Source organism: Falsihalocynthiibacter sp. S25ZX9, assembly GCF_041205405.1.
GTDB classification, from domain to species: Bacteria; Pseudomonadota; Alphaproteobacteria; order Rhodobacterales; family Rhodobacteraceae; genus Falsihalocynthiibacter; species Falsihalocynthiibacter arcticus.
Map to the genome: position 1 here is coordinate 179,589 of NZ_JBGFCD010000006.1, position 18,934 is coordinate 198,522.

General features: G+C 52.7%; 20 protein-coding genes. 14 read left to right on the forward strand and 6 right to left on the reverse strand.

Going from position 1 to position 18,934, the window contains the following annotated elements; genetic code table 11:
- The first annotated feature begins 6 nt into the window (after positions 1-6).
- The 3 genes from AB9F29_RS09145 (at position 7) to AB9F29_RS09155 (ending at position 3,616) form a co-directional block, all read left to right on the forward strand.
- Entirely contained in the window at positions 7-1,839 is a 1,833-nt protein-coding gene (locus tag AB9F29_RS09145; RefSeq protein WP_369755410.1) for an ABC transporter ATP-binding protein, read from the forward strand.
- Entirely contained in the window at positions 1,836-3,056 is a 1,221-nt protein-coding gene (locus AB9F29_RS09150) for a class I SAM-dependent RNA methyltransferase (RefSeq protein ID WP_369755411.1), read from the forward strand. Before AB9F29_RS09145 ends, AB9F29_RS09150 begins: the two co-directional genes overlap by 4 nt.
- Positions 3,057-3,121: 65 nt before the next feature.
- Positions 3,122-3,616: a murein L,D-transpeptidase family protein gene (locus tag AB9F29_RS09155; protein WP_369755412.1), complete on the forward strand. Its 495-nt coding sequence runs from the start codon at positions 3,122-3,124 to the stop codon at positions 3,614-3,616.
- Here AB9F29_RS09155 and AB9F29_RS09160 read toward each other — a convergent pair.
- Positions 3,613-4,158: a CAP domain-containing protein gene (locus tag AB9F29_RS09160; RefSeq protein ID WP_369755413.1), complete on the reverse strand. Its 546-nt coding sequence runs from the start codon at positions 4,156-4,158 to the stop codon at positions 3,613-3,615. The two genes, AB9F29_RS09155 and AB9F29_RS09160, sit on opposite strands and share 4 nt — an antisense overlap.
- Positions 4,159-4,314: 156 nt before the next feature.
- Here AB9F29_RS09160 and AB9F29_RS09165 point away from each other — a divergent pair, with 156 nt between their 5' ends.
- Positions 4,315-4,905 (forward strand): L,D-transpeptidase, encoded by a 591-nt coding sequence (locus tag AB9F29_RS09165; protein ID WP_369755414.1) that lies wholly within the window; start codon positions 4,315-4,317, stop codon positions 4,903-4,905.
- Between the two features lie 57 nt (positions 4,906-4,962).
- On the opposite strand, the gene hemH is transcribed toward AB9F29_RS09165, so the two are convergent.
- Positions 4,963-5,991, reverse strand: a complete 1,029-nt coding sequence (hemH, locus tag AB9F29_RS09170; RefSeq protein ID WP_369755415.1) for a ferrochelatase — start codon at positions 5,989-5,991, stop codon at positions 4,963-4,965.
- Between the two features lie 78 nt (positions 5,992-6,069).
- Positions 6,070-6,900: an SAM-dependent methyltransferase gene (locus AB9F29_RS09175; protein WP_369755416.1), complete on the reverse strand. Its 831-nt coding sequence runs from the start codon at positions 6,898-6,900 to the stop codon at positions 6,070-6,072.
- A gap of 43 nt (positions 6,901-6,943) precedes the next feature.
- Here AB9F29_RS09175 and AB9F29_RS09180 point away from each other — a divergent pair, with 43 nt between their 5' ends.
- Genes AB9F29_RS09180 through AB9F29_RS09195 form a run of 4 tightly spaced genes read left to right on the forward strand, consistent with a single transcriptional unit; the run spans position 6,944 to position 9,226 of the window.
- A complete protein-coding gene (locus tag AB9F29_RS09180) occupies positions 6,944-7,663 on the forward strand; it encodes a ComF family protein (protein WP_369755417.1) in 720 nt (239 codons plus the stop codon).
- A 34-nt stretch (positions 7,664-7,697) separates the two neighbouring features.
- Positions 7,698-7,955: a glutaredoxin 3 gene (gene grxC / locus AB9F29_RS09185; protein WP_039002835.1), complete on the forward strand. Its 258-nt coding sequence runs from the start codon at positions 7,698-7,700 to the stop codon at positions 7,953-7,955.
- Positions 7,956-8,786, forward strand: coding sequence for a carbon-nitrogen hydrolase family protein (locus AB9F29_RS09190; protein WP_369755418.1), 831 nt, complete (start codon positions 7,956-7,958; stop codon positions 8,784-8,786).
- Entirely contained in the window at positions 8,783-9,226 is a 444-nt protein-coding gene (locus AB9F29_RS09195; protein ID WP_039002833.1) for a MarR family winged helix-turn-helix transcriptional regulator, read from the forward strand. Before AB9F29_RS09190 ends, AB9F29_RS09195 begins: the two co-directional genes overlap by 4 nt.
- Here AB9F29_RS09195 and ubiG read toward each other — a convergent pair.
- Entirely contained in the window at positions 9,223-10,002 is a 780-nt protein-coding gene (gene ubiG / locus AB9F29_RS09200) for a bifunctional 2-polyprenyl-6-hydroxyphenol methylase/3-demethylubiquinol 3-O-methyltransferase UbiG (RefSeq protein WP_369755419.1), read from the reverse strand. The genes AB9F29_RS09195 and ubiG overlap by 4 nt on opposite strands.
- A 35-nt stretch (positions 10,003-10,037) precedes the next feature.
- Here ubiG and pip point away from each other — a divergent pair, with 35 nt between their 5' ends.
- From pip to infB, 6 genes are all read left to right on the forward strand, one after another.
- Positions 10,038-11,027 carry a prolyl aminopeptidase gene (gene pip, locus AB9F29_RS09205; RefSeq protein ID WP_369755420.1) on the forward strand — a complete coding sequence of 330 codons (990 nt, stop codon included), beginning with the start codon at positions 10,038-10,040 and terminating at the stop codon, positions 11,025-11,027.
- Positions 11,028-11,101: 74 nt separating this feature from the next.
- Complete coding sequence (locus AB9F29_RS09210; protein ID WP_369755421.1) at positions 11,102-11,722, forward strand: class I SAM-dependent methyltransferase; 621 nt, start codon at positions 11,102-11,104, stop codon at positions 11,720-11,722.
- A 210-nt stretch (positions 11,723-11,932) separates the two neighbouring features.
- The gene (gene rimP / locus AB9F29_RS09215) at positions 11,933-12,460 is read left to right on the forward strand and encodes a ribosome maturation factor RimP (protein ID WP_369755443.1); all 528 of its coding nucleotides are present in this window, start codon (positions 11,933-11,935) and stop codon (positions 12,458-12,460) included.
- A gap of 2 nt (positions 12,461-12,462) precedes the next feature.
- Complete coding sequence (gene nusA, locus AB9F29_RS09220) at positions 12,463-14,082, forward strand: transcription termination factor NusA (RefSeq protein WP_335583898.1); 1,620 nt, start codon at positions 12,463-12,465, stop codon at positions 14,080-14,082.
- A gap of 18 nt (positions 14,083-14,100) precedes the next feature.
- On the forward strand, positions 14,101-14,733 hold the full coding sequence (locus tag AB9F29_RS09225) for an RNA-binding protein (RefSeq protein ID WP_335583897.1): 633 nt from the start codon (positions 14,101-14,103) through the stop codon (positions 14,731-14,733).
- Positions 14,730-17,252, forward strand: a complete 2,523-nt coding sequence (infB, locus tag AB9F29_RS09230) for a translation initiation factor IF-2 (protein ID WP_369755422.1) — start codon at positions 14,730-14,732, stop codon at positions 17,250-17,252. Before AB9F29_RS09225 ends, infB begins: the two co-directional genes overlap by 4 nt.
- Before the next feature lie 84 nt (positions 17,253-17,336).
- On the opposite strand, the gene AB9F29_RS09235 is transcribed toward infB, so the two are convergent.
- Entirely contained in the window at positions 17,337-17,735 is a 399-nt protein-coding gene (locus AB9F29_RS09235) for a (deoxy)nucleoside triphosphate pyrophosphohydrolase (protein ID WP_335583895.1), read from the reverse strand.
- Positions 17,732-18,934, reverse strand: a complete 1,203-nt coding sequence (gene argJ / locus AB9F29_RS09240; RefSeq protein ID WP_369755423.1) for a bifunctional glutamate N-acetyltransferase/amino-acid acetyltransferase ArgJ — start codon at positions 18,932-18,934, stop codon at positions 17,732-17,734. The genes AB9F29_RS09235 and argJ overlap by 4 nt, the downstream gene beginning before the upstream one ends.

An 18,934-nucleotide genomic window follows, 5' to 3' on the forward strand; every position in this document is an offset into this window, starting at 1 on the left:
AATAAAATGAAACTTGATGAGATGATCGACCCTTTCGCACAAGCGTCTTCACCGCCTCCGCGGAAGCTCGGAAAATTCATTAACTGGTGTTTGTCCGGCAGCTATAAATCTCTGGGTATAGGAGCGGGGATTTCCTCCTTGGCGGGGATTACCGAGGTTTCGACCGCGTTATTTTTGGGGATGGTGATTGATGCTGCGCTCGCTGGAGATCCAAGTAGTTTTTTCTCCGGAAATTCCAGCCTTTTATTGATAGCGCTACTCTTCCTAATCGTTTTGCGGCCAATTCTATTGGGTCTATCGGCTCTTATGCAGTCTGTTGTCATCGCTCCTGGGGTTTTTACGCAGGTATTGACGCGATTAAACCGCTGGACCTTGGGTCAAACGGTGACCTTTTTTGACAATGATTTCGCCGGTCGAATTTCCCAAAAGCAAATGCAGGCTGCGGGGTCTATCACAGAGGTCGTTGTCGAAACCCTCAACACATTAGTGTTCGCCGCAACCTCTGTGATTGGGGCTGCTGTTGTCATTACCGACGTGGATTACCGGATTACATTGGTATTTGGGCTTTGGCTTGTCATGTATTGGTTGTTTCTCCGACACTTTCTGCCACGCGTCAGGGTGCGTGCGCGCGCCCGCGCCGGCGCGCGCACGGGGGTCACGGGGCAACTTGTTGATACAATTTCAAACATCAAAACCGTTAAATTATTTGCGCATGCTGATCACGAAGATCGTGCCGCGATCCAAGCGATGAAGGAGTTTCGCGCAAAGGCCACGCACTTTGGCTATCTTTCTGCGCAATTTCGTTTTGGACTGATGATCATCGCAGGTATTTTGCCCGTTGTGATGGTTGGCGCCACGCTGTTTTTCTGGACTCAGGGCACCGCGAGCGCGGGTGATATCGCCACCACCGGTTCCTTGGCCATTCGGTTTGCCCAAATGACGGGTTGGGTTTCGTTTACGTTAATGGGCGTGTTTTCCCACGTGGGAGAGATTGAAGACGGGATGAACACGCTGACTGTGCGGCCAGTGTTGGTTGATGCGGATACCGCCACAGAGCTCGCGGTTCCAAGGGGAGAGATTCAATTTGAAGGCGTGACGTTTGCCTATGGCGGTAAAACGGGCGGGATATCCAAGACCAATCTTACCATTCACGCGGGCGAAAAGCTGGGGATTGTCGGGGCTTCGGGGGCAGGGAAATCGACGTTGGTTTCCTTGCTGTTGCGGCTCTATGATCCTGAGAAGGGGCGTGTTTTGATTGACGGGCAGGACCTGTCGAAAGTGACGCAGAAAAGCCTTCGGCGCCAAATTGGTATGGTGACCCAAGAGACAGCGATGTTTAATCGCTCGGCCATGGATAACATTATGTACGGCAAGCCTGATGCCGGCGAGCATGAGGTTGTCGATGCGGCCCAACGGGCAGAAGCGCATGGATTTATTCAGGATCTCGTCGACTATAAAGGGCGGGAAGGCTATGGCGCATTCCTAGGGGAGCGTGGCGTGAAGCTCTCGGGGGGGCAACGTCAGCGCGTGGCCTTGGCGCGAGCCATTTTGAAAGATGCGCCAATTTTGGTTTTAGACGAGGCGACAAGTGCGCTGGATTCTGAGGTTGAGGCGGCCATTCAATCGGCGCTTGAAAACGTCATGGAGGGTAAAACCGTGTTGGCAATTGCCCACCGCCTTTCGACAATTGCAAAGATGGACCGCATAATAGTGCTTGATCAAGGGCGCGTAGTCGAGCAAGGAACCCATTCGGAATTGTTGGAGCAAAATGGGATGTACGCCCAGTTTTGGAATCGACAGTCCGGTGGATTTATCGGCATTGAGGAGACGGCAAGGTGAAATTAACAATCGAACGTTTGGGACACTTGGGCGATGGCATCGCTGCAGGCCCCGTTTTTGTTCCCATGACCTTGCCCGGAGAAGTGGTGGAGGGTGATGTCGTTGATGGCAAGATGCCAACGCCGCGAATCCTCACTCCCTCTACTGACCGCGTGAAGCCGATTTGCAGCCACTACAAGTCCTGTGGCGGGTGTAGTTTAATGCACGCGTCGGATGATTTTGTTGCAAATTGGAAACAGGACGTCGTGAAAACAGCTTTGGAAGGGCAGGGCTTGGAAGCCGAATTTCGGCCCATTCAGACCTCACCTCCAGGATCCAGGCGGCGCGCTGGGCTGGCTGGCAAGCGAACCAAAAATGGCGCAATGATTGGCTTTCATACCCGTGGGACGGGGACAATCATTGAGGTCCCAAATTGCCAACTTTTGGATCCGGCGCTCAAAAAAGTCATACCCGGGTTAACGGAATTAACTGTTGCCGGTGCGTCGCGCAAAGGCGAAATCAGCTTCCTTGTTACCCAGTCTTTGGGCGGTGTTGACGTTGTCGCGAAGGGTGGCAAACCACTGGATGAGGCCGCCCGCGTTGAGTTCGCGCAGATCGCTAACCGTCATGAATTGGCGCGCCTCACGTGGGACGATAACATCGTTTGCGAAATAAATGCACCAATCCAAATGTTTGGAAATGCGCGCGTAAATCCTCCAAGCGGTACGTTCCTTCAGGCGACGAGCGAAGGCGAAAAAGCATTGGTTTCTGCTGTGTTAGAAATTGTTTCTGGCTCCAAGCGCGTGCTTGATCTGTTTTCCGGTTGCGGCACGTTTTCTCTTCCGGTCGCGAAGATAGCTGAAGTTCATGCTGTTGAAGGCGACGCAGAAATGGTCGCTGCCTTGGATCAAGGGTGGCGATTCGCGACAGGGCTAAAGCACGTTACAACCGAAGCGCGCGACCTTTTTCGGCGGCCCCTTTTGCCAGATGAATTTAAGGGTTTTGATGCGGTCGTTATCGACCCTCCTCGAGCCGGTGCAGAGGCTCAGATTGCCGAGGTCGCGGTAAGCGGTGTGAAAGCGATCGCGATGGTTTCATGTAATCCCGTGAGCTTTGCACGCGATGCAGTAGTTCTCAAAAACGCTGGGTACGAGATAGATTGGGTTCAAGTTGTGGATCAATTTCGGTGGTCGCCCCACGTGGAAATTGTTGCAAAATTTTCGAAGCGGCGCGCATAGGAAGGCTTTGCGTTGCGCAAAATTTGTAGTATCAGGAAAGAAAAGAAGAACGAGTAGGCAAAAAAATGCGGGCAGTGATCTTTGCGCTTTTAGGCGTAGTGGTATTGATTTTGGCAGGCTGTTCCAGCGCGGTCCAACCGTATACTGGCCCAGAAGTTACCCGCATTGCGGTCTATAAAGACGCGCGAAAAATGTTCCTTTTGAATAATGGCAAAATCCTCAAGTCTTACAATATCGATTTAGGCTTTGCGCCCATCGGTGACAAAGAATTTGAGGGCGACGGCAAGACGCCAGAGGGTTCGTACCGCATCGATCGCCGGAACCCCAACAGCGATTTCTACTTGTCGATTGGGCTAAGCTATCCGAATGTAAATGATGTCGCAGAGGCGCGCGCCCAAGGCAAAAGCCCTGGTGGAGATATCTTTATCCATGGCGAGAGTCGCAACAAAAATTTCCGCGGAACCGATTGGACTTGGGGCTGTATCTCGGTCTCTAATCAAGAGATGGTCGAGATTTACCGAATGGTTAAGCTCAACACAATAATCACCGTCGCCCCTTAATTTTCGGCGAATGTATAATTGAAGTCGCCGAAACTATTGCGGCCCGTCACCATTGCCCACCATATTTTACCGCTTGGTTCTTGGTACCACGAAAAGCCCATGTCCTTAGCTTCGGGATCCAGAATGACGCGGCGACTGTCGGCGGTACCCATCCATGCGGAAAGTGTTTCTAGCTCGGTTTCATATGTCTCTGAAATATTCTCGCCGGCAAGAATTCCGTTGTATCCCGTGCGCGCAACGCGATCTAGCGGTGACGATCCATCAGAGCCGAAATGCCATGCGCGATTTTGAACCGCCATGTCACGAGCATGTGTCGCAGCCGCGGCGGTCAATTTGGAATCCAGGCTCAGGGGGGCTGCTCCGGAAGATTGGCGCAACAAGTTTACAGAGTCCAAAACGGTAAACTCTACTTCACCTGAACTTGGAACTTTATAAATTGGCGGAAGGGGTTTACCATCTGCTCCAATTCGTACCACATTCGTTGGTTCGCATGCCGCGAGCGCAACAATTGACACGGCCGCAATGAGCACAGATATTTTCATGACATTTTTCCCAAATTCACATCCACTGTCTTTAGCAACGATTTCCCAAGCAATCAAATGAAGTTAGGCGATTTTTGGCCTGATGACGTTTGTTTGAATTGCGACTGCGACTTTAGCGCCATATTATAGCACCTGAACAGAAAAGTGAGTCGAAGTATGCCTGAACAGAAGAAAAAGTTTGTGAACCGTCGCAATTTCATCGGTACTTCGGTCGCACTCGCCGGCAGTTTGGCGTTGCCAGCCTATGCGCAAATCGCTGTTGAACCAGAAATTGACGATACGGTACGGCATAATATATCAAGTTTCCGGTCCCTCGACTGGCGGCCGTATTTTTCCGACACGCGCAACGGTGCGATTCTGGTCGACACACAATCGCGGGCTTTGCACTTCTGGTCCGAGGATTTGTCGGTTTATAAATTGTACCCGACATCTGTGCCCCAATCGGACGATCTCACACGTCTTGGGCGTACGTCCATTATCCGCAAAGTTGATGGGCCAAGCTGGTCGCCAACGCCGAATATGTTGAAGCGCAACCCCGAATGGCCGCGTTATATCGGTCCAGGGCCTGATAATCCACTCGGAACGCATGCGCTCTATTTGTCTTGGCAGTATTACCGTATTCACGGCACCCAAGACACACGCAAAATTGGCCGGAAATCGTCCAACGGCTGCATTGGGCTCTATAATGAGAATATCGAGACCCTTTTTGGTCTGACCAAGAATGGAACTCAAGTTCTGTTGATTTAACTTCGTATTTCTCCCTTTATTGTAATGCAAAAGGCAGAGGGTTTTCTCTGCCTTTTTTTATTTGTCGACCCAACCAGCTAGGTTTTCCTGAATGATCGTTGTAAGCGCGGCGATGTGCGATGCATCATCATTCAGGCAGGGAATATAAGTGAAACCTTCACCGCCTGCGTGAACAAAAGCTTCCTTAATTTCCTCATTAATTTCTTCGAGGGTTTCAATACAATCCGCCGAAAACGCGGGTGCAATGACGGCAATGCTTTTGTTTCCCGACTGCGCCTGTCGCGCAACCTCTTCGACTGTCGCTGGCTTAAGCCATTCCTCTGGGCCAAACTTGGATTGAAACGTCGTCATGATTTGGCTTTCGTCCCAACCTAAAGCCTCCCTTAGAAGGCGTGTCGTTTTTTGGCATTGGCAATGGTAGGGATCGCCCTGTGTCAAATAACGTTCGGGCATTCCATGATACGACGCGAGTAAAATGTCGGGTTTCCTGTCCATTTTGCTATACGCCTGCCGAATCGAGCCTGCGAGAGCCTCAATGTATTCAGGGTGGTCGAAATAGGCAGGAACGGTGCGGGCCGCAGGTTGCCAAACTTGTTTGGCAAGGGCGGCGAAGAACGCATCATTTGCGGTTGCGGATGTCGCGCCCGCGTATTGTGGATAGAGTGGGAAGAATAGAATTTTGTCGCAACCGGCGGCGACCATTTCATCCACTTTTGATTGAGTCGACGGATTGCCATATCGCATACAGAAATCGACCATAACAGTGTCGCCAAAAACGTCAGACAGGCTCTGTTTCAGGGCTTTTGTCTGGTTTTTGGTGATCGTCAGAAGCGGGCTTTCGTTTGCTTCGTGGTTCCAAATGCTTTTATACGCCGCGCCCGATGAAAACGGGCGTTTCGTCAGGATAATGGTTTGAAGCAAAGGCTGCCACTTCCACGCGGGGTAGTCGATCACGCGTTTGTCCGACAGGAACTCCGATAGATAGCGGCGCATAGACCAATAATCGTAATTATCAGGCGTCCCGAGGTTGGCAACTAAAACGCCAATTTTACGGCTCGGCAAGGATGGGTGGTTGGCTGGTTTCATATACTGGCTCTCCTGTCGCTTCGGCTAGACATGAGGTTTTTAACAAGCGTGGTCAATCCGGTGATTTCGTCGCAGGGTTCATGTCTTGCGCGGAATCTCAAATTCTACAGTATTGAGGGCGTCCGCAAGGCGCGTCTGAGCAGACCCAGGTCGCAACGGTTTTTGCTGGCTTTCATCAGGTGCCCAACCCGTAAGGAACACGAGTTCAAATGTGGCTCTAATGCGCCCTAGATCCGCCGGAAAGTGAGCGGCGTAGGCCTCGTTTATGGTCTCAATTTCCCTGCGAGTGACGGGCTTCTTGTGGCGATGTACTAGGGCGTTTGCTTCTCCCATCTCGCGTAAATCCTGCATCAGATGCTGCGCACTTTTGTAGGTCACTGTTTTTGTGACGCAATCCGCCACTGGCAACGCAAGACCCGCGCGTTGCAGCAGGCTGCCCAAATCACGAATTTCCGCCATGGGCGCAACGCGAGGCGACAGCCCACCCGTCAATTTCGTCTCAACTTCGGCCCAAACTGAGCGCAACTCGGAAAGTGTTTGCCCGCCAAACATCGCCCCAAGGAACAGCCCATCAGCCCGCAACCCACGGCGACACTGCACCAACTGCCCCACCAGATCGTTCGCCCAATGCAGCCCCATGGCATGAATCACCAAATCATGAGCGCCAACCTCCAGCGCTAAAACGTCTTCTTCGGGTACTATTTTTGCGTTTGGGAGCATTTTTTCCCAAATTTGCGGGAATCCGGTCACCACAGTGGGGTTTGTAAACGATCTGTTAACCTCACTCAGTCTCTCCTCAATCTCATCGGCGGCCACTTGTTGCAAAAACAAGGCGTCCGTTCCTCGGATGCGATTACGATGCAGGGCGAGCGCTTTGGTGTCGGTAAGTTTTGGGGGTGAGTTGGTCATTTGGCGTCCTTTGCTGGGCGCAATTTAGAAAGGTTTTGATGAAATGCAAAGTCCTGTGCGCCTGTTCTACCCATCTCAATGCATTTCTTGTGGGGATCTTGTCGATTCCGAGGGGGCGCTGTGTGGATCATGTTGGCGAGATACGCATTTCATTACGGGCACAATTTGCGATTGTTGTGGGGTGCCCCTTCTTGGCGACAGTGCACCAGACGAAATTCTGCAGTGTGACGGATGCCGCGATCATCCACATGTTTGGGATCGGGGTCGTGCGGCATTTGTGTATAGAGACACTGGCCGCAAGCTGGTTCTTGGATTGAAGCATGGAGATCGTCAAGAACTTGCCGCACCTGCCTCAAAGTGGATGGCACGGGCGGCAGAGGATATAGTTGACGAGGATACAATTGTTGTGCCAATTCCCCTACATTGGTCTCGATTTCTGAAGCGGCGATACAATCAGTCGGCGCTTTTGTCGCGCGGGATCGCCACCCAGCTGGGATTGGAGCATTGCCCCGACCTGCTTAAGCGCATGCGCCGAACAGTGAGTTTGGACGGGCTTAGCCCCAAGGAACGCAATGCTACTGTCAGCGGGGCGATTGCTGTAAATCCGAAACGGCAACATTTGATTGATGGACGTCCGATCCTGCTGGTGGACGATGTTTTGACCACAGGGGCAACCTTTGACGCGGCGGCAAGGGCCTGTTTCGCATCACAGGCTTGCGAGGTAAATGTAATAACCCTAGCGCGCGTTGCACAGGATACCTAAGTGTCTGTATAGTTCCGAAAACGAAGGAAATATCATGAAGACCGTCGAGCTATACACTAAAAATACTTGTGGATTTTGTCATGCTGCCAAGCGGCTTTTGTCCAGCAAATCCATTACATTTATCGAATTTGACGTGGCGCGCGATCCGGCAAAACGTCAGGAAATGATTCAACGTGCCAACGGTGGCCGTACGGTGCCGCAAATTTTCGTGGGCGAAACCCATGTCGGAGGTTGTGACGATCTCTTCGCGCTAGAGCAGGGCGGCAAACTTGACGCGCTTTTGGCCAGCTAAATGCGCATCGCCCTTTGTCAGCTGAATTCAAACGATACTCCGGCGAATAATTTGCCGGAGACGGTGGGATTTGTCCGACAAGCAATTGCGCAAGGGGCCGAGTTCATTGCCACACCCGAAGTTACGAATTGTGTTTCAAATTCGCGGGCGCATCAGGTCGCTGTTTTGCAGTTCGAAGAGGATGATATCACCCTTGCCGCGCTCCAACAGGAAGCCAGAAATGCAGGGGTTTGGATTTCCATTGGGTCGCTTGGGATAAAACTTCCCGATGAGACGCGCTTTGCCAATCGCTCGTTTTTGATCAACCCACAGGGTGAAATTGTCGCGCGATATGATAAAATCCATATGTTTGATGTCGAGATTTCACCGACCGAAACCTACAAAGAAAGCGCAGGTTACCGTCCGGGTGATCGGGCCGTCGTTGCCAATACAGATTTTGGCGGGGTGGGCTTGACGATTTGCTATGATGTTCGTTTCGCGCATTTGCATCGCGCATTAGCGAAAGCGGGTGCGAAAATCATCCTTCAACCTGCGGCATTTTCGACGGTTTCTGGCGCGGCGCATTGGCATGTTTTGTTGCGCGCGCGGGCCATCGAGACAGGCTGTTTCATCATTGCCGCTGCGCAATGTGGCGATCACCTGCAATCGAATGCCTCCAAGCGTAAAACCTATGGGCATTCGCTCGTGGTTTCGCCTTGGGGTGAGGTTCTTGCGGATGCAGGGGACGAGGCTGGCGTTACGATTGTGGATATTGATTTGAGCCAAGTCGATGAGATGAGGCGCAAAATTCCCTCGCTAAACAATGACGTGGCGTTTACAAACCCCACATGAACGACTCTAACAATTCCTTGGCAATATCTCTATTTAGTGAGATTTTCATGGCTGACCAGCTAGCGCGCAGCCGTCTCGCTAAGGCGTTGCCCCGTGGGATGGAGCTGTCGCATTTCACTGTCCTCAATCATTTATCGCATGTAAGTGGCGAACGCTCGCCCGCACAATTGGCCAAATCGTTTTCCGTCACGCGCGGCGCGATGTCCAATACTTTGAGCAAGCTAGAAGCCGCAGGACATGTGCATATTCGTCCTGATTGGGATGACGCGCGCCGTAAATTCGTGGCGATCAGCCCATCGGGCAAACGCGCCTGCGAAGCCGCCCTTACCGCGATTGCCCCATCTGTGGCTGGATTGGTTGGTGACCTTGGAGTCGAAAGAGTGCGCGCCGCCCTTCCGATTCTGCGCGAATTACGCGTCCGGTTGAGCGACGAAAGCTAGTCGGGTTTAACGCTTGCGGTCACATAGTTGACCGAGAGGTCTTTGTCCGAAAGCGACCATGTCCACAAAATCGGGTTAAAAACGAAACCCTTGCGATCGACCGGCGATAGGTTCGCGCCTTCGATCAATTTGTAAAGCTCATCTGGTGTAATGAATTTACTGAACTCATGGGTCCCTTTAGGCAGCCAACGCATGATGTGTTCGGCGCCGACAATTGCCATCATGAAACTTTTCGGATTGCGGTTGATCGTAGAGCAGAGCATCAAACCTCCCGGTTTAAGCAGCGAATGACAGGCTCTCAGAAATCCTTGTGGGTCGGCCACGTGCTCGACAACTTCCATATTGAGGACGACGTCGAATGTTTCGCCCGCGTCGGCTATCGCTTCGGCCGTCGTGTGGCGATAATCTATGGCAAGGTCTTGAGCTTGGGCGTGAACCTGCGCAACGGGGATATTTCCCGCGGCGGCATCCGCACCGACCACAGTCGCGCCAAGGCGCGCCATGGGCTCTGACAAAAGCCCGCCGCCACAGCCGATGTCCAAAATCCGCAAGCCCGCGAAAGGCAGGTCCTGTGTTAAATCCCGATCAAATTCCGCACCGATTTGACGCGTGATGTAATCAAGCCGACAGGGGTTGAGCATGTGCAGGGGTTTGAATTTCCCGTTTGGGTCCCACCATTCGGTGGCCATGGCTTCAAATTTGGCGACTTCATTTGGATCGATGGTGTTGGTGGCGGTTTCCATATGTCCCTCCAAGGATTTCATGCGATTTGCCATGGGCAAGGCGGCTCCTGCAACTATATAGTCAATCTATGGACAGAATCTCAGGCCAAAACAGCGCATCCGACTATCTATTTCCGCCGATTGAACCGTTTCATCGGCAAAAGTTGGATGTCGGTGATGGACATGAAATATATGTCGAGCAGTGCGGCAACCCTGTTGGGGTGCCTGTTGTGGTTCTGCATGGCGGTCCCGGTGGGGGATGTTCGCCGATGATGCGGCGTTTTTTTGATCCTTCTGTCTATCGGATTATCCTGTTTGATCAGCGCGGTTGTGGCCGGTCGCGCCCGTTTGCCTCGGTTGAAAATAACACAACTTGGGACTTGGTTAGCGACATGGAGAAGATCCGCACCGCGCTGGGCATTTCCAGATGGATCGTATTTGGTGGCAGTTGGGGGGCGACCTTGGCGTTGATTTATGCCCAAACCCACCCTCAGAGCGCTGCTTATCTTGTGTTGCGAGGGGTTTATCTCTCAACGCAGCGCGAACTTGATTGGTTTTATGGAGGCGGTGCTGCGCGTTTTTACCCCGAAGCTTGGGACGCTTTTGAGCGGATAATTCCCGAAGACGAGCGTGGCGATATGATCGCAGCCTACCATCGACGACTCTTTGGCGAAGATATCGCGGTTCAAACGAAATACGCTCAAGAATGGGCTGCTTGGGAAAATTCACTCGCGACAATCCGCTCTAACGGGACTTCTGGTGGCGCACCCGGAGAGTATGCGCGCGCTTTTGCGCGGCTCGAGAACCATTATTTCATGAACAAAGGGTTCCTTGAAATTGACGGGCAAATTGAGCGTGATTTGTCGAAAATCGATCATATTGGTGTTTCAATCGTTCAAGGGCGACAGGATATGGTTTGCCCCCCAGAGGCGGCACAACGTATCGCCGCGCGGTTGCCCAAGTGCGAATTGACCATGGTTGCGATGGCTGGACACGCGATGTCAGAGCCAGAGATTACGCGGGCTTTAACTCGGGTTATGCATGGTTTGGGACCACAAAAAGCAATGCTTGGCCTCTAGGCAGATCTCTATCTTGAACTTCTTACTAAGCAGCTTATTTATAACGAGTATTTATTATATTTTGGAGCTATCACATGGCCGCAGGCGCAGGTTTTTGGAATATCATGGCGAAAAACTATGCCAAGTCCCCGATTTCGGACGAAGCGTCCTATCAAAAAAAGCTTGAAAAAACGCGCGCATGTTTCCGCTCTGACATGGATGTCTTGGAAATCGGGTGCGGGACAGGGTCGACCGCTCTTTTGCACGCGCCACTTGTGAAGACATATGAAGGTGTGGATTTTTCCAAAAACATGGTGGCGATTGCCAAGGGAAAACTCAAAGGGTCTGGATTGAAAAACCTCACCTTTACGTGCGAGCCGATTGATTCGATTTCGCGCCAACCCAATTCAGTTGACATGGTTTTGGCAATGAATATTTTGCATCTTTTGCCTAACCATAAAGAGGTGATTGGCCACGTTTATGATTTGCTCAAGCCCGGTGGAATGATTGTGTCGAGTTCGGCGAGTCTAAAGAATATGAACCGCGTCATGAAGCCAGTGATGCAAGCGGGTATGCTTATTGGGCTCCTACCGCCCCTTCAGTTCTTTGACACCGCGTACTTAATACAAATGCACGAAGAGGCCGGATTTGAGGTTGTTGAGTTGTGGGAGCCGAAAAAAGGCGTGGTTTTTATCATAGCGCAAAAACCGGCTTAAATCGCTTGAAAGTTGAGTTCTGCAAGGAAGGCCTTGCAGACTCAGATAAACCTGCGTATATGGCTTTCAACAGCGGCGCGTTAAGTTCCAAACTTGATGCCCACCGAACTTCACAACGGGCCGCGCAGCCCGTTTTTTTGTGTCTAACATCAAGGAGCCAAATTGTCTGATCTCGTTGCAAGTTCCGCGATTGATCGCCGTCTCGCCGGCATGATTCAACCCGTCATCGAAGACTTGGGGTATGAATTGGTGCGCGTACGGTTGATGGGTGGCGACGAAAAAACGCTGCAAATTATGGCTCAAAAGGCAGACGGCAGCATGGAAGTGGACGATTGCGCCAAAGTTTCGACCGAGGTTTCGGCGACTTTGGACGTGGAAGATCCGATTGATGGCGTTTACGCGCTTGAAGTTTCCAGCCCCGGTATTGACCGTCCTTTGACACGTTTGAAAGATTTCGACCTTTGGAACGGCTATGAGGCCAAGCTTGAATTGACCGATGCCATTGATGGCCGTCGTCGCTTTAAGGGTATTTTGGCGGGTACGGCAGATGGCGAGGTTTTGATCACCGTCACTGAAGGCACAATTGGCCTGAAGTTTGAGTGGTTGGCTGATGCCAAGCTTATTCTGACGGATGAGTTGATTACGGAAATGCTCAAGCAGCGTAAAGCTGCGGGCATCGTGAACGAAAACGATTTTGACGAGATTGAAACTGAAACTGACGTTTCTGAGGAGCAGTAGACATGGCAATTACTTCAGCCAACCAGCTAGAGCTTTTGCAAACCGCCGATGCGGTTGCACGCGAAAAGATGATCGATCCTGAACTGGTTGTTCAGGCGCTTGAAGAATCTTTGGCCCGTGCGGCGAAATCTCGTTATGGCGCCGAAATGGACATTCGTGTTCACATCGATCGTAAAACAGGCAGGTCCAAGTTTACCCGTGTTCGTACAGTTGTTGCCGACGATATGGTGGAAAACCACCAAGCCGAAGTGACCGTTGCGCAAGCACGTGAATTTCTAGAAGCGCCAGAAATTGGCAACGAAATCATCGACGAAGTGCCCCCCGTAGAAATGGGCCGCATCGCGGCGCAATCCGCCAAGCAAGTGATCCTGCAAAAGGTTCGCGAAGCCGAGCGTGATCGTCAGTTCGAAGAATTCAAAGACCGTGCTGGTACCATCATCAATGGTGTTGTTAAGCGCGAAGAATACGGCAACGTCATCGTGGATGTGGGTGCTGGCGAAGGCATTTTGCGTCGCAACGAGAAAATCGGCCGCGAGAGCTATCGCCCGAACGACCGTATTCGTTGCTACATCAAAGATGTGCGTCGCGAAGTGCGTGGGCCTCAGATTTTCCTCAGCCGGACAGACCCCCAATTCATGGCGGAACTGTTCAAAATGGAAGTTCCAGAGATTTACGACGGTATCATTGAAATCAAAGCCGTTGCGCGTGACCCAGGTTCGCGTGCGAAAATCGCTGTGATCTCGCATGATAACTCCATCGACCCTGTTGGGGCCTGTGTGGGTATGCGCGGTAGCCGTGTTCAGGCTGTTGTAAACGAACTTCAAGGCGAGAAAATCGACATCATTCCTTGGAATGAAGACGCGCCAACCTTCCTTGTGAATGCGTTGCAGCCAGCCGAAGTTACCAAGGTTGTTCTCGACGAAGAAGCCGAGCGCATTGAGGTTGTTGTGCCTGATGAGCAGCTTTCCTTGGCGATTGGGCGTCGTGGTCAAAATGTGCGTCTTGCGAGCCAACTTACCGGCTTGGACATCGACATTCTAACGGAAACCGAAGAATCCGAACGCCGTCAGAAAGAATTTGCAGCGCGCACCGGTCTCTTTATGGAAGCGCTTGATCTGGACGAATTCTTTGCCCAGCTCTTGGTGTCTGAAGGCTTTACGAACCTCGAAGAGGTTGCCTATGTGGACGTCAGCGAGTTGACCGTGATCGAAGGCATCGACGAAGATACGTCGAGCGAACTTCAAGCGCGGGCACGGGATTATCTCGAAGCGGCCAGCAAAAAAGCACTCGATACGGCACGTGAGTTGGGTGTTGAGGAATCGCTTATTGAATTTGACGGTTTGACACCCCAAATGATCCTTGCGCTTGCGCAGGACGGTGTCAAAACCCTCGAAGACTTCGCAACTTGTGCGGATTGGGAACTGGCCGGTGGCTGGACGACCGAGAACGGCGAGCGTAAGAAAGACGAAGGTGTTCTTGAACCTTTCGACATGTCGCTCGAAGAAGCACAAAAGCTTGTAATGACGGCTCGGATTACATTGGGTTGGGTTGATCCTGCTGATCTCGCTACTGAAGAAGGCGAAGATGATGCGGATGATTCAGAAGAGGAGGCCGAGGCTTAAGGGCTTCGGATTTCGCAAATGGCGCGCGGCGGTCGAAAAAACGAACGGGAAAACCCCGAACGGCGATGTATCGCAACAGGTGAGGTTCAGCCCAAGGGCGGGATGATCCGCTTTGTTGTGGGCCCGGAAAACAAGATCTATGCGGATATTTCGGGTAAATTGCCCGGCCGTGGAATCTGGGTTCTTTCTGACCGCAAGGCGTTGGCATTGGCAATGAAAAAAGGGCTTTTTGCCCGCGCCGCCAAACAGGCGGTCGTGGTGCCAGAAACTCTAGTAGAAGACATCGAAGCGGCACTTGTGCGGCGGCTGGTGGATCACATCTCGCTGGCACGCAAGGCTGGCCGGGCTGTGACAGGATATGAAAAAGTTAAAGGCTGGCTTGAGACCGAAAGAGCTTCGGTTTTGATTCAGGCTTCAGACGGGTCAGAGCGCGGAAAATCCAAGCTCCGCCCCCCGCACGATCGCGATCTCTATATTGATATGCTTACGGCACATGAATTGGGAATGGCCTTTGGACGGGAAATTGTGATACATGGCGCGCTTGCGACTGGTGGACTCACCAAAAGTGCGGTAGAGGAAGCCAAACGCCTTAGAGGCGTGCGCGCAAATGGCGGTGGAATATCCACCGAGAAGGGTACGAAGACCACATGAGCGATAGTGACGGCAAAAAAACACTGGGTCTGCGCACTGGCGCAGGACGTCCTGGAAACGTAAAGCAGAGCTTTAGCCACGGACGCACCAAAAACGTTGTTGTGGAAACGAAACGCAAACGCGTTGTCGTGCCAAAACCTGGTGCAGGTAAAGCAAATGTAAGCAGCGCGTCTGTAGGGGATCCTTCACGGCGTCCCGCAGGCATCTCTGATGTCGAAATGGACCGTCGTCTTGCGGCGTTGAAACTCGCGAAAGCCCGCGAAGTTGAAGACGCAGCGAAACGCGAAGCCGACGAACTGGCTCGCGCTGAAGAGCGCGCCAAACGTCGTGCGGATATCGACGCCAAAGAAGCTGAAGAGCGGGAACGCGAAGAGCGGATCAAAGAAAAAGCAGCTGAAGAGGACCGCATCAAGAAAGAAGCGGAAATCGCGAAAGAGCGTGCTGAAAGCGCTGCGCAAGCGGCTAAGCCTACGCCACGTGCGGCGGCAACTCCCGCGGGAGAAGCTACGGACACGACGAACACCCATCGTGGGGCTCCGGCGCGTCCATTCTCTGCACCGCGCAAGACGGATCGCGATAACCGCGCCGACAAGCCAGCAGCGAAGGCCGCTGAAGACAAACGTCGCTCGGGCAAACTGACGCTAAATCAAGCGCTTCGTGGTGGTGACAATCGTCATCGCTCCATGGCATCGATGAAGCGCAAGCAAGAGCGCGCGCGTCAAAAAGCAATGGGCGGTCAAGTCGAGCGCGAGAAAATTGTGCGCGATGTTAAAGTTCCTGAGGCAATCGTTGTTTCCGAACTGGCGAACCGTATGGCCGAACGCGTCGGCGAAGTTGTGAAATCGCTTATGAAAATGGGCATGATGGTAACGCAAAATCAAACCATTGATGCGGATACAGCCGAGTTGATCATCGAAGAGTTTGGCCACAAAATCGTGCGCGTGTCTGCATCTGACGTGGAAGACGTCATCGCGGCAGTTGTGGATGATGAGGCCGATCTGGTTGCGCGCCCTCCAGTCATTACGGTTATGGGTCACGTTGACCACGGTAAGACGTCGCTTCTTGACGCGATCCGGAAGTCTAAAGTTGTGGCTGGTGAAGCTGGTGGGATTACCCAACATATTGGGGCTTATCAGGTTACGGCCGAAGACGGCTCGTTGATGAGTTTCCTCGACACGCCTGGTCACGCGGCCTTTACATCCATGCGTTCGCGCGGTGCACAAGTGACGGATATCGTTATCCTTGTGGTCGCAGCTGACGATGCTGTTATGCCACAAACAATCGAAGCCATTCATCACGCGAAAGCGGCGGGTGTGCCGATGATTGTTGCCATCAACAAAATCGACCGTCCGGATGCAGATCCAGACAAAGTGCGTGTAGCTTTGCTGCAACACGAAGTTATCGTCGAGAAAATGTCTGGTGACGTACAAGACGTTGAGGTTTCGGCCATCAATGGAACGGGCCTTGATGATTTGCTTGAGGCGATTTCGCTGCAAGCGGAAATTCTTGACCTCAAAGCCAACCCAAAACGCTCGGCGACTGGTGCGGTTATTGAGGCTCAGCTTGACGTTGGACGTGGTCCAGTTGCGACGGTTCTGGTTCAAAACGGAACTTTGCGTCAGGGTGATATCTTTGTTGTTGGTGAACAATGGGGTCGCGTACGCGCCCTTATGGATGACAAAGGCGATCGTATCAAAGAAGCTGGACCTTCGGTTCCTGTCGAGGTTCTTGGCCTCAACGGAACACCAGAGGCTGGCGATGTTTTGAATGTTGTTGAGACTGAAGCTCAGGCGCGTGAAATCGCAGATTACCGTGCCCATGCCGCTAAAGAGCAGCGCGCCGCCGTTGGTGCCGCGACAACTCTTGAGCAACTTATGGCGAAGGCAAAAGACGACAAGAGCGTTTCCGAGCTTCCGATCTTGGTGAAAACCGATGTTCAGGGTTCGGCAGAGGCAATCGTTCAAGCCATGGAAAAAATCGGCAACGATGAAGTTCGGGTTCGTGTTCTACACTCTGGTGTTGGCGCGATCACGGAATCAGATATCGGTTTGGCTGAAGCTTCCGGCGCACCGGTTATTGGCTTTAACGTGCGTGCAAACGCATCGGCTCGCAATTCTGCGAACCAAAAGGGCGTCGAGATCCGGTACTATTCGGTAATCTACGATCTTGTGGACGATGTTAAAGCTGCTGCCTCTGGTCTTCTTTCTGCGGAAATTCGCGAAAAGTTTATTGGGTATGCGTCGATCAAAGAGGTCTTCAAGGTTACTGGCATTGGCCGCGTTGCGGGTTGTATCGTTACCGAAGGCGTCGCACGCCGCTCCGCAGGCGTTCGCTTGCTGCGCGACAACATTGTGATCCACGAAGGTACGCTGAAAACGCTGAAACGTTTCAAGGACGAAGTCAAAGAAGTCAATTCGGGCCAAGAATGCGGTATGGCATTTGAAGCTTACGAAGACATTCGTCCTGACGATGTTATCGAGATCTTTGAGCGCGAAACAGTTGAACGCAACCTCGCCTAGGGCTTGTTGTAATCAAAACTTAAGGGCCGATCATTAAGTTGATCGGCCCTTTTTTATGTCTGGATGTGTCTGCGTGGAAAGGCGCTAAAGCCAGTCGCGCAATATAGGGATCAACGGAATGTCCGCAGGTGGCATCGGGTAGCTTCTTAAGTCCGCTGCCTTAACCCATTTGAGCGTTTGCCCTTCTTGAGGGCGCGGCGTTCCCTGCCATTTGCGGCACGCGAAAAGCGGCATCAAAAGGTGGAATTTTTCATAGGCGTGGCTGGCAAAGGTAAGGGGGGCAAGGCAGCTTTGCCAAGTTTCAATCCCAAGCTCCTCAGACAGTTCCCGAATGAGAGCCACCTCAGGCGTTTCGCCTGCTTCGACTTTTCCGCCTGGGAATTCCCACAACCCGGCCATGGATTTCCCTTCGGGGCGTTGTGCCAGAAGGACCCGACTGTCTCGGTCAATCAAGGCGACCGCCGAGACGAGAAGCACACTCAAGACCGATAATCCGCGTTGATTTCGATATAGCGGTGGGTGAGGTCACAGGTCCAAACGGTGGCCACACCCGATCCGATGCCCATATCAACCGCGAGGACGAGGGAATCGCCCTTCATATAGGTCGCACCTTCTTCCTCGGTGTAGCTCGGGGAAACCCAGCCCTTTTCCGCAACCAATATATCGCCAAACGAGATCGACAACAGATCACGATCTGCAGCGGCGCCAGATTTCCCGACAGCCATAACAACACGACCCCAATTGGGATCTTCGCCTGCAATCGCGGTTTTCACCAATGGGGAGTTTGCGATCGCCATGGCCACGAGATGGGCGTCGGAATCGCTCATGGCACCCGTTACCGCAACTTCGACGAATTTCGTAGCACCCTCACCATCGCGCACAACTTGATGCGCCAAATCGAGCATCACACCGTGGAGGGCCGCTTCAAAGGCAGCTTCGTCGGTAACTTCGGGGCCTTTGCCCGTCGCCGCCAAAAGCAATGTGTCACTTGTGGAGGTGTCGCTGTCGACCGTGATACAGTTGAAGGTTTTGTCCGTCAGGCGGCTGAGGATTTTCTGAAGTCGTGGTTGGGCGATTTTGGCGTCGGTGAAAATATAGACCAACATTGTCGCCATATCGGGCGCGATCATGCCAGACCCTTTGGCAAATCCGCTGATGGTGATGCCGTCGACGGTGGCAAAGGCGCCCTTGGGAAAGGTGTCAGTCGTCATGATGGCACGCGCCGCGCGACTGGCTTCGTTTGGGGATAGGCCTGCCTTGAGTTCAGCGAGTTTGTTGGTGATACGAGCTGGATCCAACGGTTCGCCGATCACGCCTGTAGAGGACATGAAAACACGGTTCTGAGGCACGTTGCAAATCTGTGAAACAGATGCGGTAACGGCATCCACAGTGGCAATACCGCGACCGCCTGTGAAGGCATTGGAGTTGCCAGAGTTCACGACAAACGCCGCCTCTTCGCCGCTGTCTGCGCCGAGCTTGGCCTCGCAATCAAGGACAGGTGCGGAGCGGGTTGCGGAACGTGTGAACACGCCCACAACCGCCGTGCCCGCGCAGAGGTGAGCAAGCATCACATCGTCGCGGCCTTGATATCGTACACCCGCAGCAATGGCGGCAAAGGTTACACCTTCAATAACCGGAAGATCAGGAAAACCGCCCTTGGGCGCGAGTGGAGAGAGTGTCAT

Excerpts from the sequence above, each read along its gene's own strand:
- AB9F29_RS09145 (WP_369755410.1), top strand. The coding sequence starts at position 7 with ATGAAACTTGATGAGATGATCGACCCTTTCGCACAAGCGTCTTCACCG.
- AB9F29_RS09155 (WP_369755412.1), top strand. The coding sequence starts at position 3,122 with ATGCGGGCAGTGATCTTTGCGCTTTTAGGCGTAGTGGTATTGATTTTG.
- AB9F29_RS09160 (WP_369755413.1), bottom strand. The coding sequence starts at position 4,158 with ATGAAAATATCTGTGCTCATTGCGGCCGTGTCAATTGTTGCGCTCGCG.
- AB9F29_RS09165 (WP_369755414.1), top strand. The coding sequence starts at position 4,315 with ATGCCTGAACAGAAGAAAAAGTTTGTGAACCGTCGCAATTTCATCGGT.
- hemH (WP_369755415.1), bottom strand. The coding sequence starts at position 5,991 with ATGAAACCAGCCAACCACCCATCCTTGCCGAGCCGTAAAATTGGCGTT.
- AB9F29_RS09175 (WP_369755416.1), bottom strand. The coding sequence starts at position 6,900 with ATGACCAACTCACCCCCAAAACTTACCGACACCAAAGCGCTCGCCCTG.
- AB9F29_RS09180 (WP_369755417.1), top strand. The coding sequence starts at position 6,944 with ATGCAAAGTCCTGTGCGCCTGTTCTACCCATCTCAATGCATTTCTTGT.
- grxC (WP_039002835.1), top strand. The coding sequence starts at position 7,698 with ATGAAGACCGTCGAGCTATACACTAAAAATACTTGTGGATTTTGTCAT.
- AB9F29_RS09190 (WP_369755418.1), top strand. The coding sequence starts at position 7,956 with ATGCGCATCGCCCTTTGTCAGCTGAATTCAAACGATACTCCGGCGAAT.
- AB9F29_RS09195 (WP_039002833.1), top strand. The coding sequence starts at position 8,783 with ATGAACGACTCTAACAATTCCTTGGCAATATCTCTATTTAGTGAGATT.
- ubiG (WP_369755419.1), bottom strand. The coding sequence starts at position 10,002 with ATGGCAAATCGCATGAAATCCTTGGAGGGACATATGGAAACCGCCACC.
- pip (WP_369755420.1), top strand. The coding sequence starts at position 10,038 with ATGGACAGAATCTCAGGCCAAAACAGCGCATCCGACTATCTATTTCCG.
- AB9F29_RS09210 (WP_369755421.1), top strand. The coding sequence starts at position 11,102 with ATGGCCGCAGGCGCAGGTTTTTGGAATATCATGGCGAAAAACTATGCC.
- rimP (WP_369755443.1), top strand. The coding sequence starts at position 11,933 with ATGATTCAACCCGTCATCGAAGACTTGGGGTATGAATTGGTGCGCGTA.
- nusA (WP_335583898.1), top strand. The coding sequence starts at position 12,463 with ATGGCAATTACTTCAGCCAACCAGCTAGAGCTTTTGCAAACCGCCGAT.
- AB9F29_RS09225 (WP_335583897.1), top strand. The coding sequence starts at position 14,101 with ATGGCGCGCGGCGGTCGAAAAAACGAACGGGAAAACCCCGAACGGCGA.
- infB (WP_369755422.1), top strand. The coding sequence starts at position 14,730 with ATGAGCGATAGTGACGGCAAAAAAACACTGGGTCTGCGCACTGGCGCA.
- argJ (WP_369755423.1), bottom strand. The coding sequence starts at position 18,934 with ATGACACTCTCTCCACTCGCGCCCAAGGGCGGTTTTCCTGATCTTCCG.